General features: G+C 63.2%; 11 protein-coding genes and 4 tRNA genes. 10 read left to right on the top strand and 5 right to left on the bottom strand.

Annotation, left to right across the window (positions count from 1 at the left end; genetic code table 11):
- The first annotated feature begins 105 nt into the window (after positions 1-105).
- Both lexA and QZ951_RS11175 read left to right on the top strand, forming a co-directional pair.
- Positions 106-729: a transcriptional repressor LexA gene (gene lexA, locus QZ951_RS11180; RefSeq protein ID WP_293000672.1), complete on the top strand. Its 624-nt coding sequence runs from the start codon at positions 106-108 to the stop codon at positions 727-729.
- Complete coding sequence (locus QZ951_RS11175; RefSeq protein WP_293000670.1) at positions 726-1,064, top strand: hypothetical protein; 339 nt, start codon at positions 726-728, stop codon at positions 1,062-1,064. Before lexA ends, QZ951_RS11175 begins: the two co-directional genes overlap by 4 nt.
- A 276-nt stretch (positions 1,065-1,340) precedes the next feature.
- Here QZ951_RS11175 and QZ951_RS11170 read toward each other — a convergent pair whose 3' ends face one another.
- The 3 genes from QZ951_RS11170 to QZ951_RS11160 all read right to left on the bottom strand — a co-directional run bounded on the left by QZ951_RS11170 (position 1,341) and on the right by QZ951_RS11160 (position 3,494).
- On the bottom strand, positions 1,341-2,912 hold the full coding sequence (locus QZ951_RS11170; protein WP_293000669.1) for a long-chain-fatty-acid--CoA ligase: 1,572 nt from the start codon (positions 2,910-2,912) through the stop codon (positions 1,341-1,343).
- Positions 2,913-3,300: 388 nt separating this feature from the next.
- Positions 3,301-3,376: transfer RNA gene (locus tag QZ951_RS11165), tRNA-Glu, on the bottom strand.
- A gap of 42 nt (positions 3,377-3,418) precedes the next feature.
- Positions 3,419-3,494, bottom strand: a tRNA-Ala gene (locus QZ951_RS11160).
- A gap of 243 nt (positions 3,495-3,737) precedes the next feature.
- Here QZ951_RS11160 and efp point away from each other — a divergent pair.
- The 8 genes from efp to QZ951_RS11120 all read left to right on the top strand — a co-directional run bounded on the left by efp (position 3,738) and on the right by QZ951_RS11120 (position 10,931).
- The gene (gene efp / locus QZ951_RS11155) at positions 3,738-4,307 is read left to right on the top strand and encodes an elongation factor P (protein ID WP_366943879.1); all 570 of its coding nucleotides are present in this window, start codon (positions 3,738-3,740) and stop codon (positions 4,305-4,307) included.
- Between the two features lie 44 nt (positions 4,308-4,351).
- Positions 4,352-5,368: a recombinase RecA gene (gene recA / locus QZ951_RS11150; RefSeq protein ID WP_293000667.1), complete on the top strand. Its 1,017-nt coding sequence runs from the start codon at positions 4,352-4,354 to the stop codon at positions 5,366-5,368.
- Between the two features lie 13 nt (positions 5,369-5,381).
- On the top strand, positions 5,382-5,882 hold the full coding sequence (locus tag QZ951_RS11145; RefSeq protein WP_293000666.1) for a regulatory protein RecX: 501 nt from the start codon (positions 5,382-5,384) through the stop codon (positions 5,880-5,882).
- 346 nt (positions 5,883-6,228) lie between these two features.
- Positions 6,229-8,856, top strand: a complete 2,628-nt coding sequence (gene alaS / locus QZ951_RS11140) for an alanine--tRNA ligase (protein WP_293000665.1) — start codon at positions 6,229-6,231, stop codon at positions 8,854-8,856.
- Between the two features lie 120 nt (positions 8,857-8,976).
- Positions 8,977-10,209, top strand: a complete 1,233-nt coding sequence (locus QZ951_RS11135; RefSeq protein ID WP_293000664.1) for an aspartate kinase — start codon at positions 8,977-8,979, stop codon at positions 10,207-10,209.
- Between the two features lie 239 nt (positions 10,210-10,448).
- Complete coding sequence (csrA, locus tag QZ951_RS11130; RefSeq protein ID WP_293000663.1) at positions 10,449-10,640, top strand: carbon storage regulator CsrA; 192 nt, start codon at positions 10,449-10,451, stop codon at positions 10,638-10,640.
- Positions 10,641-10,733: 93 nt separating this feature from the next.
- A tRNA-Ser gene (locus QZ951_RS11125) sits at positions 10,734-10,828 on the top strand.
- 26 nt (positions 10,829-10,854) lie between these two features.
- A tRNA-Arg gene (locus QZ951_RS11120) sits at positions 10,855-10,931 on the top strand.
- Positions 10,932-11,040: 109 nt separating this feature from the next.
- Here QZ951_RS11120 and QZ951_RS11115 read toward each other — a convergent pair.
- Positions 11,041-11,691 carry an HAD hydrolase-like protein gene (locus QZ951_RS11115; RefSeq protein ID WP_293000662.1) on the bottom strand — a complete coding sequence of 217 codons (651 nt, stop codon included), beginning with the start codon at positions 11,689-11,691 and terminating at the stop codon, positions 11,041-11,043.
- Positions 11,692-11,781: 90 nt separating this feature from the next.
- The gene (gene ettA / locus QZ951_RS11110; RefSeq protein ID WP_293000661.1) at positions 11,782-13,446 is read right to left on the bottom strand and encodes an energy-dependent translational throttle protein EttA; all 1,665 of its coding nucleotides are present in this window, start codon (positions 13,444-13,446) and stop codon (positions 11,782-11,784) included.
- Between the last annotated feature and the right edge of the window lie 43 nt (positions 13,447-13,489).

Genomic DNA, 13,489 nt, shown 5'->3' with positions numbered 1-13,489 from the left:
CGACAAACGGCGCTGGAGCGGATTGGTAAAGCGCCGACAAACGGCGCTTTACAGGCCTAACCGGTGACTTGTATAAATATACATATCACGGCAAACCCATCAGCAATGACTAACCTTACCGCGCGGCAGGCCGAAGTTCTAGCGTTCATTCGCGAACACATCGCGGAAAACGGCGGTGCGCCAACGCGTGCGGAGATCGCGGCGGCCTTCGGCCTGCGCTCGGCGAACTCGGCCGAACAGTACCTGCGCACGCTCGCCGAGAAGGGTCATCTGGAAGTCACCGGTCAGGCCCGCGGCATTCGTCTCGCTGCCCAGCACCGCGAGCGCAGGGTCGAGATGCTGAAGATTCCGGTCGTCGGCCGCGTCGCTGCCGGTCTTCCGATCCTGGCGGTCGAGAACCTCGACGACCACCGGGACCTCGCCGCCAACCTGTTCGAGCCGGCTCCGGACTTCCTGCTGCGCGTCAAGGGTCAGTCGATGCGCGACGCCGGCATTCTCGACGGCGACCTGCTGGCCGTGAAGCGCGCCAGCAACGCCATGAACGGCCAGATCGTCGTCGCCCGCATCGGCGATGAAGCGACGGTCAAGCGCTTCAAGCGCGACGGCCATGTCGTCAGCCTGATTCCCGAAAACAGCGACCCGGCCTACCAGCCGATCGTCCTCGACCTGCGCGAGCAGGAACTGGTGATCGAAGGACTGGCACTGGGCGTCATAGGAGTACGTCGATGAACCTGCAACAGAACCGCGAAGAAGCGCGCCGCCGTCGTCTGGTCAATCGCAGCGTGGCGCAGCATCGCCAGCTGTACTTCGAGGATGTCCGTCGCGGTGTCGTCAACGTCGGGAGCGCGTCAGTTCGCCGTTCGCTGCGCGTGGCTGGCCGGGTCGACGACCGTTTCGATGGCGGCTTCGATTCGGCTCAAGACCATGATCGGGCCGACCACTCGGCGATGACGCTGATCGTGAAGGGCGGCATCGTGCTGACCATGCTCGGCATGCTTGTCCAGTTTCGCGAACCGCTGCTGGCCGCCGCCGTCGCGCTGCTGCCGTCAGGCCTGGCGGGCTGAACGGCCATGGCACCGTCGGGAGTGGGCTCCGCCCTGCTGTCGGGGGCGTCATCACCGCGAATCGCGGGTGGCCGCAACGCCGCCCCCGTCGATTTCAACTCCTGCTGGGCAGCGCTGCCGGATCAGATCCGTCAGCGCGTCGAGCCGTTGCTGGCCGGCGCATCGGCCGGGAACCAGAATCCGCCTCCGGGCCGATCGGTGGCATGGAATGCCGCCGCGCAGTACGCCTGAGCCGATCAGGATGATCGGCTCAGGCGCAGGTCACGGTCGAAAGGCCTACTGCGTGCTGATCGCTGCGCGCTTGCCGCGCAGCACGAACTTCTGGATCTTGCCGGTCGCGGTCTTCGGCAACTCGGTGACGACATGAAATGCCGTCGGCACCTTGAAGTGCGCCAGATGGCTGCGGGCAAAGGTTCGCATCTCGCCATCGGCTAGCGCATGACCGTCGCGCAGCACCAGAAAGGCTTCCGGGGACTCGCCCCATTTCTCGTGCGGCATGCCGACCACCGCCACCTCGATCACGGCTGGATGGCGCAGCAATGCCGCTTCGACCTCGATCGACGAAATGTTCTCGCCGCCGGAAATGATCACGTCCTTGATTCGATCGCGAATCTCGACATAGCCATCCGGGTGCACGACGGCCGCATCGCCGCTGCGGAACCAGCCGCCCTTCAGCGCCTTGGCGCTCGCCTCCGGATCGTTGTAGTAGCCCCGCATCACCGTGTTTCCGCGCGCTACGATTTCGCCCATCGTCGCGCCATCATGCGGAACCGGCCGGTCATGGTCGTCGAACACCGCCAGTTCACCGGACGTGATCAGTTCCACGCCTTGTCGCGCCTTGATTTGCGCGCGCGATTCGGACGACAGCGCATCGTGCGCCGGCAGCGGCTCGCAGATCGAGATGAATGGCGCGGTCTCGGTCAGACCATAAGCTTGAGTGATGGTCCAGCCGAGATCGCCTTCGATGCGTTCGATCGTCGCCGGTGCCGGCGGTGCGCCGGCCGTGACCACGCGAACGCCCGCGCGCACGGCCTTGCGCTGGGCTTCCGGTCCATTGGCGATGCCGATCAGTACGGTGGGCGCGGCACAGAGCATCGTCACGCCTTCGCGGTTGACATGATCGTAGATTGCGGTCGCCTCGACCTTGCGCAGGCAGACGTGAGTGCCGCCGACGCCGGTCACCGTCCAGGTGAAGGTCCAGCCGTTGGCATGGAACATCGGCAGCGTCCACAGGTAGCGATCGGCCGGCGTCATGTGCAGATGGGTCAGCACGCCGACCGAGTTCATCCAGGCATTGCGATGCGTGATCATCACGCCCTTCGGACGCGACGTCGTGCCGCTGGTGTAATTGATCGTCAGCAGGTCGGTTTCGGCGATTTCCGGACGCACGAATTCCGGCGACGCGGAAGCAATGGCCGCTTCGTAATCCAGCCAGCCGGTGCGGGTGCCTTCGAGTGCCACGAAGTGCCGGACGTTCGGCAATTGCTCGCGAACGCTGTCAAGCGCGTCGAAGTAGTCCGGGTGCGCGCAGACAACCGTCGAGCCGCTGTGGTTGATCAGATAGACGAAGTCGCTGGCGGTGAGCCGATAGTTGCACGGCACCAGCACGGCACCGATCTGCGGCACGGCATAAAAGGCTTCGAGGTGGCTGTGCGTGTTCGGCGCGATGGTCGCGACGCGGTCGCCTTGCTTGACGCCAAGCTGTTGCAGGGCCGACGACCAGCGATCGCAGCGATCGAGGAACTGCGTGTAGGTGTAGCGACGATCACCGTCGACAACCGCCTCGCGGTTCGGGTGCAGCTTGCGCGCACGACGCGCGAAATCCAGCGGGCTCAGTGGGGTTTCCACGTGCGGCACTCCTCCGTTCGTTTTTCTAGGCAGGGCGACACTGGCAAACGAGCAGAGTCGCTGCTCGAGAGATTACCGAGCCTGAAGCACGAACGATATCGGCGGATGGTCGAAAGCTGGCATTGGCCATGTGTCCGCAGAGACGGCTCATGCCTTTCGGGCTGCACGAGGGCGGCCGAAGCGCATCCGAGCGGGATGGCTTTGCCGGCAAGCAGTTCGGGACCGACCCGTCTTGGCACGTTTCGGACGCAACAACGACAAAAGGCCCGTTCGGGCCTTGAGATGTTCCAGACAATGCTTGATTCGACTATGAGGGAGTTGCCGCAAAATTCGACAAATCTCGATGCCACTGAAGCGTGCCACTCAGCTCATGCTGCGGCTGAAAAGATGGCGTCCCTACGGGGATTCGAACCCCGGTTCTTACCGTGAAAGGGTAGTGTCCTAGGCCTCTAGACGATAGGGACAGCGAGGCGTGCAACGAACATGAAACTTTGCAGCGTGAATCGTGGTGGAGCCAGCCGGGATCGAACCGGCGACCTCTTGCATGCCATGCAAGCGCTCTCCCAGCTGAGCTATGGCCCCGTGCAGCGGAGCGAAAGTATAGGGGGTATCGGTATCCGGACTCAAGCCTTTTTTGATCAAAAAGATTCAGGTCGTTTGGCAGCCCGGCACGCGATGTTCCGGCGGGCTGGATCATGGTCGTTGCATTGCCGTGACCGGTTCGGCACCGATCCTTTAAACTGCAGCGCGTTTTTCACCCCGCCGAACCGTGCTCGCAGCAAGGTCGGCCTCATCCGACCAGCATCCATCACGACGACACATCCCATGGCTTCTGTCAGCACCAACGAAATGAAATCGGGCGTCAAAGTCCTCATCGACGGCGAACCGTACGCGATTCTCGATAACGAATACCGCAAGCCAGGCAAGGGCCAGGCGACCAACACCATCAAGATCCGCGCGCTGAAGACTGGCCGAGTGCTCGAGCGCACGCTGAAGTCCGGCGACACGTGGGAACTGGCGGATGTCGAACAGACGGAAATGCAGTACCTGTACAACGATGGCGAATTCTGGACCTTCATGGATCCGGTCAGCTTCGAGCAGATTCAGGCCAACGATGCCGCGATGACCGACGCCAAGCAGTGGCTGAAGGGCGAGGAAACCTGCACCGTGCTGTTGTGGAACGGCGTGCCGCTGAGCGTCGCTGCTCCGAACACGGTGATCCTCAAGATCATCGAAACCGATCCGGGTCTGCGTGGCGACACTTCGGGTGGTGGCGGCAAGCCGGCCAAGCTGGAAACCGGTGCAATGGTGCGTGTCCCGCTGTTCGTACAGCAGGATGAATTGGTCAAGGTCGATACACGAACTGGCGAGTATCTCGCCCGGGCAGGCAAGTAATGGCAAAGGCGAGCTCGGGATCGAGCGCAGGAGCGGCAGCAACCATGGACGACAATCGCAAGAAGGCACTGGAAGCCGCGCTTGCCCAGATCGAGAAACAGTTCGGCAAGGGTGCCGTCATGCGCATGGGCGCGGACGATCCGGCACGGGATGTCGACGTCGTTTCGACCGGCTCGCTGGCGCTGGATGTGGCGCTCGGCATCGGCGGACTGCCGAAAGGCCGCGTGATCGAGATCTACGGTCCGGAATCGTCGGGCAAGACCACGCTCTGCCTGCAGGTCGTGGCCGAAATCCAGAAGCATGGCGGCACTGCGGCCTACATCGACGCCGAGAATGCGCTCGACCCGCAGTACGCCGAGCGTCTGGGCGTACAGGTGTCGGACATGCTGATCTCGCAGCCCGACACCGGCGAGCAGGCGCTTGAAATTGCCGACATGCTGGTTCGCTCGAACAGCGTCGACTGCATCGTCGTCGACTCGGTGGCGGCACTCGTGCCGAAGGCGGAAATCGAAGGCGAGATGGGCGACAGCCATGTCGGCCTGCAGGCCCGTCTGATGTCGCAGGCCCTGCGCAAGCTGACCTCGAACATCAAGCGCTCGAACACGCTGGTGATCTTCATCAACCAGATCCGCATGAAGATCGGTGTGATGTACGGCTCGCCGGAAACCACTACCGGCGGCAATGCGTTGAAGTTTTACGCCTCGGTGCGCCTCGACATCCGCCGCACCGGCGCGATCAAGAAGGGCGAAGAAGTGGTCGGCAACGAAACGCGGGTCAAGGTCGTCAAGAACAAGATGGCGCCGCCGTTCCGCGAAGCGCACTTCGAGATTCTCTACAACGAAGGCATCTCCAAGCTCGGCGAACTGATCGATCTCGGCGTCGAGAATGGCTTCGTCGAGAAGTCCGGTGCGTGGTACGCGTACAAGGGCGACAAGATCGGGCAGGGCAAGGACAACTCCCGCACCTACCTGAAGGAGCATCCGGAAATTGCCGACGCCATCGAAGCCTCGCTGCGCGCGAAGCTGATGCCGGCGAAGGTCCGGACGCCGGCAGCCGAATAGTTCGGTTCCGGCGATGGACAAGCGGCGCGGGCGCAAGCCGCCAGCGCCGCTGGCACCCGAAGATGCCCGCAGCAGGGCGCTTCGGGCGCTCGGACGGCGCGAGCACAGTGCTCGCGAGCTGACCACCAAGCTGACGCACGACGGGCTGGATCGCGAGATTGCCAGCGAAGTCGTCGGCGAACTGGGCGAAACCGGCTGGCAAAGCGATGCACGTTACGCAGGTCTGCTGACCCGGTCCCGGATCGCGCAAGGCTATGGCCCACTCCGGATCAGGATGGAGCTGTCGTCTCGCGGCGTCGACGATGCGCTGATCCGTGCGGCGCTCGAAGAAGCTGATCCCGACTGGGCCGATATCGTCGGGCGACTGTACGAGCGGCGTTACCCGAGCCCGCCGACCAACGCGAAGGAGCAGGCCAGCCGCTATCGCTTTCTGGCCGCGCGCGGCTTCACGTCGTCGCAGATCCGCGCCGTGATGGCGGACGTCGACGATACCGACCCCTCGCTGGATGGCTGATTTCACGATTCCGAGTGCCCGATTTCCCCGGGCGGGTGTCGGCTCTGCCTTCCGGAATCGCTCGAAGCAGCTCGCGATGACGGGCAGCGTCGCGGTATTTCACCCAAGCGGCAGCACCCACAAGACCTGTCGCCTTTTGGGGCGCAGTTCGCCTCGCCATCGCTCTCATCGAGGCATGCCCGGCCGGGCCGCCGTGACCGACTGCGGGCACCGGCCAGCTGATGGCCAGATCGGCAGTCGCGTCCGGCTGATTCCTGATTGGTGCTTGAAAACCCCCTAAAACCTAGCGGCTACAGGGCCTTGCGCGCTAACATGCGCGACTTTTTTCACGGCCTGACCTGCTGCCATGAACAGCAACGAGCTTCGCGCACGCTTTCTCGAATACTTCCGGCAGCAGGGCCACGCGGTCGTGCCGTCGTCGTCGCTGGTGCCGGGCAACGACCCGACCTTGCTGTTCACTAACTCCGGCATGGTCCAGTTCAAGGACGTGTTCACCGGTCAGGACAAGCGGCCGTACACGCGCGCCACGTCGAGCCAGCGCTGCGTGCGCGCCGGTGGCAAGCACAACGATCTCGAGAACGTCGGCTACACCGCCCGGCATCACACCTTCTTCGAGATGCTGGGCAACTTCAGCTTCGGCGACTACTTCAAGCAGGACGCGATCCGCTTCGCCTGGGAGTTCATCACCGGCGCGAACTGGCTGGCGATCGACAAGAACCGCCTGCTGGTCACCGTCTATCACACGGACGACGAGGCGTATTCGATCTGGCACGAGCAGATGGGCATCCCGGCCGACCGCATCGTGCGGATCGGTGACAACAAGGGTGCGCCGTACGCCTCGGACAATTTCTGGGCGATGGGCGATACCGGCCCCTGTGGGCCGTGCACCGAAATCTTCTACGACCACGATCCCGATGGCTCCAAGGGCATCTACGGCGGCCCGCCGGGCTCGCCCGAGGAAGATGGCGATCGCTGGATCGAGATCTGGAACGTCGTGTTCATGCAGTTCGAGCGTTCGAAGGACGGCCAGCTGACCAAGCTGCCGGCCCCGAGTGTCGATACCGGCATGGGTCTGGAGCGCATCAGTGCCTTGATGCAGGGCACCAACGACAACTACCAGATCGACACGTTCAAGACGCTGGTGAGCGCGGTGGCGAAGCTGTCGAACACAGCACCGTATGCCAGTGCGTCGCAGAAGGTCGTCGCCGATCACATCCGCTCGGCAGCGTTCCTGATCATCGACGGCGTCGTTCCGGGCAATGAAGGCCGCGGCTACGTGCTGCGCCGCGTCATGCGCCGCGCGATCCGCCATGGCTACAAGCTGGGGCTCAACGAAGCCTTCTTCTGGAAGCTGGTGGGTCCGCTCGCGGAAGCGATGGGTGGCGCCTATCCGGAATTGATCGAACAGCGCGCGCGCATCGAGCAGGTGATCCGAGCGGAGGAGGACAGTTTCGCCTCGACGCTCGACAAGGGCATGAAACTGCTCGACGAGGCGATCGGTAATCTCGCCAGCGACACGATCCCCGGCGAGGTCGTGTTCAAGCTGTATGACACCTACGGTTTCCCGTTCGACTTGACCGCCGACATTGCCCGCGAGCGCAGCCTCAAGCTCGACGAGGCCGGCTACGAGCGCGAGATGGAAGCCCAGCGCACACGCGCCCGCGCCGCCAGTAAGTTCACGGCCGGCGAAGGCCTGAAATACGAAGGCACGGCCACCGAATTCCACGGTTACGAGCACCTGCAGGTCGAAGGCGCCACGGTGGTTGCGCTGTACCGCGGCAGCGTCGCTGTCGACGCACTGAAGGCCGGCGATGAAGGGGCCGTCGTGCTCGACAAGACGCCGTTCTATGCCGAAAGCGGTGGTCAGGCCGGCGATGCCGGCAGCATCGGCGGCTTCGCCGTCGTCGACACGCAGAAGATCAAGGGCGGCGCGTTCGCCCATGTCGGCAAGCTTGAATCCGGCACGCTGACCGTCGGTGCCACCGTGGCCGCCGCGGTGGCCAGCAGCCAGCGCCGCGCGACGGTGCGCAACCACTCGGCCACGCACCTGATGCACAAGGCGCTGCGCGAGGTGCTGGGGCCGCACGTTCAGCAGAAGGGCTCATTGGTCGATGCCGACAAGACCCGCTTCGATTTCGCGCACACCGGCCCGATGACGGCGGCCGAAGTGGCCGAAGTCGAGCGCATCGTCAACGCCGAGATCCTGGCCAATGCCGCAACGCAGGCGCGCGTGCTGCCGATCGAGGAAGCGAAGAAGACCGGCGCGATGATGCTGTTCGGCGAAAAGTACGGTGATGAGGTCCGTGTGCTCGACATCGGCACGTCGCGCGAACTGTGCGGCGGCACCCATGTGGCGCGCACCGGCGACATCGGCCTGTTCAAGATCGTGTCCGAAAGCGGCGTCGCAGCCGGCATCCGCCGTGTCGAAGCCGTGACCGGCGACAACGCCTTGGCCTATGTCAATGATCTGCAGGCGCGTCTCAATGCTGCAGCCGGCTTGCTGCGCGTGCCGCCATCGGAAGTCGGCACTCGCATCGTGGCGGTGCTTGACGGCCAGAAAGCGCTGGAGAAGGAACTGGCGCAGCTCAAGAGCCGGCTCGCGGCAAGCGCCGGCGATGAACTGGCCGGGCAGGCGAAGCTCGTGCACGGCGTGAAGGTCCTGTCGACGATTGTCGAAGGCGTGGACGGTGGCGAGTTGCGCGGCCTGCTCGATCAGCTGAAGAACAAGCTTGGATCGGGCGTGGTGCTGCTGGGTGTGGCCGCTGGCGGCAAGGTCAGCCTGATCGCCGGTGTCACGGCAGACCTGACTGCGCGCGTGAAAGCAGGCGAACTGCTGGCGTTTGCCGCAGCACAGGTCGGCGGCAAGGGCGGTGGCCGTCCGGACATGGCGCAGGGCGGCGGAACGCAGCCGGAGAATCTTCCGGCGGCGATTGCGTCCGCGCTCGGCTGGATCGAACAGAAGCTTGCGTCCTGACGCTGGGCTGTTCCGTTTTGTCGCCGGGCCGCGGGCCTGAACGGACGCGTGCAATGGCTCGCGACAGATCGTGACGGTTGCTCGGATTAATCAAGAAAACCTGGGTTTGGAATCGCTTACATGGCTTTGCTAGTTCAGAAGTACGGCGGCACGTCGATGGGCTCGGTCGAGCGCATCGAGCATGTGGCGTCAAAGGTGGCTGCGGCGCGTGCGCGCGGTGATCAGGTGGTGGTCGTGGTGTCGGCGATGTCCGGCGAGACCGATCGTCTGATCAAGCTGGCGAAGGCCATCGACCCGCGGCCGGTGTCGCGCGAGCTCGACCAGATGATCGCAACCGGCGAGCAGGTGACGATCGCGATGCTGGCGATCGCGCTCGAAAAAATGGGCGTGCGCGCGCGATCCTACACGGGCGCGCAGGTCGCGATCCGTACCGATCAGGCCTACAACAAGGCGCGGATCAAGCACATCGAGACCGAGCGCCTGCTGGCCGACTGCAATGCCGGCATCGTGCCGGTGGTGGCTGGGTTTCAGGGAATCGACGACGACGGCAACATCACCACGCTTGGCCGCGGCGGCTCGGACACCACCGGCGTTGCGCTCGCTGCCGCACTGAAGGCGGACGAGTGTCAGATCTATACCGATGTCGACGGCGTCTACACGACGGATCCGCGTGTCGAGCCGAAAGCGCGGCGATTGAACCGGATCACGTTCGAGGAAATGCTGGAACTGGCGAGCCTCGGCTCCAAGGTGCTGCAGATCCGGTCGGTGGAGTTTGCGGGCAAGTACAAGGTGCCGTTGCGCGTGCTGTCGACCTTCGTCGACGGTCCGGGAACATTGATCACGCTGGATGAATTCAAGACGGAGAGTGGTGTGGAAGAACCCCTGATTGCCGGCATTGCCTTCAGCCGGGACGAAGCGCAGCTGACCGTGGCCGGCGTGCCGGATCGTCCGGGAATCGCCGCGGCGATCCTGGGCCCGATCGGCGACGCCAACATCGAAGTCGACATGATCGTGCAGAACGTCGGTGCCGACGGCACGACGGACTTCACCTTCACCGTGTCGCGCGGCGAACTTGACCGGGCAACCGAGGTCTCGAAGAAGGTCGCCGACGCACTGGGCGCTAAAGGAATCCGGACTGCGACCGATATCTGCAAGGTATCGCTGGTGGGTGTGGGCATGCGTTCGCATGCCGGCATCGCGGCGCGCATGTTCAAGACGCTGGCGGCGGAAAGTATCAACATCCGGATGATTTCGACGTCAGAGATCAAGATTTCGGTCGTTATTGAAGACAAGTATCTCGAACTGGCCGTTCGGGCGCTGCACAAGGCCTTTGATCTGGAAGTTGCTGCCTGAGGTCGGAAGCGATGTGAATTGGCCCATTTCCTGTTCATGAATCAGACAGGAATCGGGCCAATTTTCAGCCGTTTACGTGAGGTTGTGCTCCTTTTGTCGGAAAAGTGTCACGTAGTAGTTTTTGGCCTGCCAAAGCAGTACGTGACCAACGTATCATCTTAAAAATGATGTAGAAAATTACCGGGGCCGGCAGAAAAGCACGGTGTTCGGAATAAATACTCAGGCCACGGAGAATTCAAATGCTCATTTTGACCAGGCGAGTCGGTGAGACTTTAGTGATCGGCGAAGACGTCACCGTGACTGTGCTCGGCATCAAGGGCAACCAGGTCCGGATCGGCGTCAAGGCCCCGAAGGACGTGTCGGTTCACCGCGAGGAAATCTTCGAGCGCATCCGCATCGAACGCGGCGAAGACACGACCATTCCGAACTGATGTTCTGAAACAAATCACGATTTTGGGCTTTACGGTCCGGTAGTGCCGGGCTATAATGTTTTGGATGTATCGCAGGCCTGCTCTCTGCGTTGTGGAGAGATGGCCGAGTGGACGAAGGCGCTCCCCTGCTAAGGGAGTATAGGGTCTTAAAAACCTTATCGAGGGTTCGAATCCCTCTCTCTCCGCCATCAGGCAGCAGCAGGCAACGATCAATGCGCCCGTAGCTCAGTTGGATAGAGCACTTGGCTACGAACTAAGGGGTCGGAGGTTCGAATCCTTCCGGGCGCACCATTGGCAGCAGCAAGAAACCCGACGGGATGACCGCCGGGTTTTTTTGTGCCTGCCGTTCACGGCGGCGCGTGCTTGCATCTGGCGCCCGAATCACGGCGGCCGACGGCTGTCAGTTGCGGCTCAGGGCCTCGACGAGGTCAGCCGGATGCTCGCAGAACGCCGTGGCGCCGGCAGCGGCCAATTCCTCGCGACTGCCATAGCCCCACAGCACCGCGAGCGATGTCATGCCATTGTTCACGGCGGCCGTCACGTCATGCCGACGATCGCCGACCATCCGGCAATCGTCGGCGGCAAGTCCTTCGATCGTCAGCAGATGTGCCAGCAGGTCGGACTTGTTCGACAGGCTGCCGTCGAGCCCGCTGCCGTACTGTCCGCTGAACAGCGGCGTCAGCGCGAAGTGATCAAGGATCCTCGAGGCGAAGACCAGCGGCTTCGAGGTGGCCAGATACAGCCGCGCGCCACGTGATCTCAATTCCGTCAGGGCCTCGCCGATTCCCGGATAGAGCGTGTTTTCGAACAGACCAAGCCGGCTGTAGCGCTGTCGATACAGGGCGATCGCTTCGTTGATCAGGCGAGCGTCCCGCGTGCCAAGCAGCTCGGCCATGCCTTGCTCGATCGGCGGGCCGATCATCGCCCGCAGCTGCAGGTCGGTGGGCGTGGGTCGCTGCAGCGTCGCGAAGGCTTCGCGAATCGATATGGCGAAGCCTTCGTAGGGATCGCTCAGCGTGCCGTCGAGATCGAACAGCAGATTGGCTTTCATCGTGTTCGTGTCCGTGAACGAAGAGACCCGGCCGACGCGGCAAGCACGATGGCTGCCGTGTCGGCCGGGCCGAGTCCTGCGACGCTGCGATCAGGCCAGCTTCTTGTGCCGCGCACGACGGTTGACGCCCGGCTCCGAGCCGGTCCGGCGGCGGAAGTCGTCCTCGTACTCGCGGTAGTTGCCTTCCAGGAACACGATTTCGCCGGAATCCTCGAACGCGAGGATGTGGGTGGCGACGCGGTCGAGGAACCAGCGGTCATGGGAAATGACCAGCGCGCAACCGGCGAAGTTCAGTACCGCTTCTTCGAGCGCGCGCAGCGTTTCGACGTCGAGATCGTTGGTCGGTTCGTCGAGCATCAGCACGTTGCCGCCGGTCAGCAGCATCTTGGCCAGATGGACGCGGTTGCGTTCACCGCCGGACAGCTCCTTCAGCCGCTTGCCCTGCGCTTCGCCCTTGAAATTGAAGCGGCCGATGTAGGCGCGCGACGGCATTTCGAACGAGCCGGCACGGATGATGTCCTGGCCCTGGCTGATTTCCTCGAACACCGTCTTGTCGCCGTCGAGCGCATCGCGGCTCTGGTCGACATAGGCGAACTTCACCGTATCGCCGATGCGGATCGAGCCGGCTGCCGGCTTTTCGGTGCCGAGCAGCAGCTTGAACAGCGTGGTCTTGCCGCGGCCGTTGGCGCCGATGATGCCGACGATCGCGCCTTTCGGCACCGTGAAGTTCAGGCCTTCGTACAAGGTGCGGTCGCCGAACTTCATCGCGACGTCCTTGACCTCGATGACCATGTCGCCGAGGCGCGGACCGGGCGGAATGTACAGCTCCTGCGTTTCGGCGCGCGTCTGGTATTCCTGCGACGCCAGTTCCTCGTAGGCCTTGATGCGCGCCTTCGATTTCGACTGTCGGCCCTTCGGGTTCTTGCGCACCCATTCGAGTTCTTCCGACAGCGCCTTCTGGCGCGCGTCTTCGGACTTCTCTTCCTGCTTCAGGCGATTGGTCTTCTGTTCCAGCCAGCTCGAATAGTTGCCCTGCCACGGAATGCCGTGCCCGCGATCGAGTTCGAGAATCCAGCCGGCGACGTTGTCGAGGAAGTAGCGGTCATGGGTGACCGCGATGATCGTGCCGGGGAAATCCTTGAGGAATTTCTCCAGCCAGGCGACCGATTCGGCGTCGAGATGGTTGGTCGGCTCGTCGAGCAGGATCATGTCCGGCTTCGACAGCAGCAGCCGGCACAGCGCCACGCGACGGCGTTCGCCACCGGACAGCTTGGTGACATCGGCCTCCCACGGCGGCAGGTTCAGCGCTTCGGCCGCCTTGTCCATGATCACGTTGAGGTTGTGACCGTCGAGCGCTTCGAGCTTCGCTTCCAGTTCCTGCTGCTTGGCCGACAGCTTGTCGAAGTCCGCGTTCTCATCGGCGTAGGCGGCGTAGACGGCATCGAGCGCGGCCTGCGTATCGGTGATTTCCTTCAGCGCTTCCTCGACGTTGCCGCGCACGTCCTTGGCCGGATCGAGCTGCGGTTCCTGCGGGAGATAGCCGACCTTCAGCCCCGGCATCGGCCGCGCTTCGCCGGAGAATTCCTTGTCGACACCGGCCATGATCTTGAGCAGGGTCGACTTGCCGGAGCCGTTGTAGCCGAGCACGCCGATCTTGGCGCCCGGGAAGAAGCTCAGACTGATGTTGCGCAGGATTTCCTTCTTCGGCGGAACGGTCTTGCCGACCCGGTTCATCGTGTAGACGTATTGGCTCATGACGGCTGGCTTGGCGTGCAGGGGAGACTGGGCGCGGATTATC

Source organism: Nevskia sp., assembly GCF_021732705.1.
Classification (GTDB): Bacteria; Pseudomonadota; Gammaproteobacteria; order Nevskiales; family Nevskiaceae; genus Nevskia.
Note: the sequence above shows the minus strand (reverse complement) of the source record. Positions and strands in the feature narration are given on the sequence as shown.

Bases quoted from the DNA above. Each gene is read 5' to 3' on its own strand.
- csrA (WP_293000663.1), top strand. From the start codon at position 10,449: ATGCTCATTTTGACCAGGCGAGTCGGTGAGACTTTAGTGATCGGCGAA.
- ettA (WP_293000661.1), bottom strand. From the start codon at position 13,446: ATGAGCCAATACGTCTACACGATGAACCGGGTCGGCAAGACCGTTCCG.
- QZ951_RS11175 (WP_293000670.1), top strand. From the start codon at position 726: ATGAACCTGCAACAGAACCGCGAAGAAGCGCGCCGCCGTCGTCTGGTC.
- QZ951_RS11145 (WP_293000666.1), top strand. From the start codon at position 5,382: ATGGACAAGCGGCGCGGGCGCAAGCCGCCAGCGCCGCTGGCACCCGAA.
- QZ951_RS11135 (WP_293000664.1), top strand. From the start codon at position 8,977: ATGGCTTTGCTAGTTCAGAAGTACGGCGGCACGTCGATGGGCTCGGTC.
- recA (WP_293000667.1), top strand. From the start codon at position 4,352: ATGGACGACAATCGCAAGAAGGCACTGGAAGCCGCGCTTGCCCAGATC.
- efp (WP_366943879.1), top strand. From the start codon at position 3,738: ATGGCTTCTGTCAGCACCAACGAAATGAAATCGGGCGTCAAAGTCCTC.
- alaS (WP_293000665.1), top strand. From the start codon at position 6,229: ATGAACAGCAACGAGCTTCGCGCACGCTTTCTCGAATACTTCCGGCAG.
- QZ951_RS11115 (WP_293000662.1), bottom strand. From the start codon at position 11,691: ATGAAAGCCAATCTGCTGTTCGATCTCGACGGCACGCTGAGCGATCCC.
- lexA (WP_293000672.1), top strand. From the start codon at position 106: ATGACTAACCTTACCGCGCGGCAGGCCGAAGTTCTAGCGTTCATTCGC.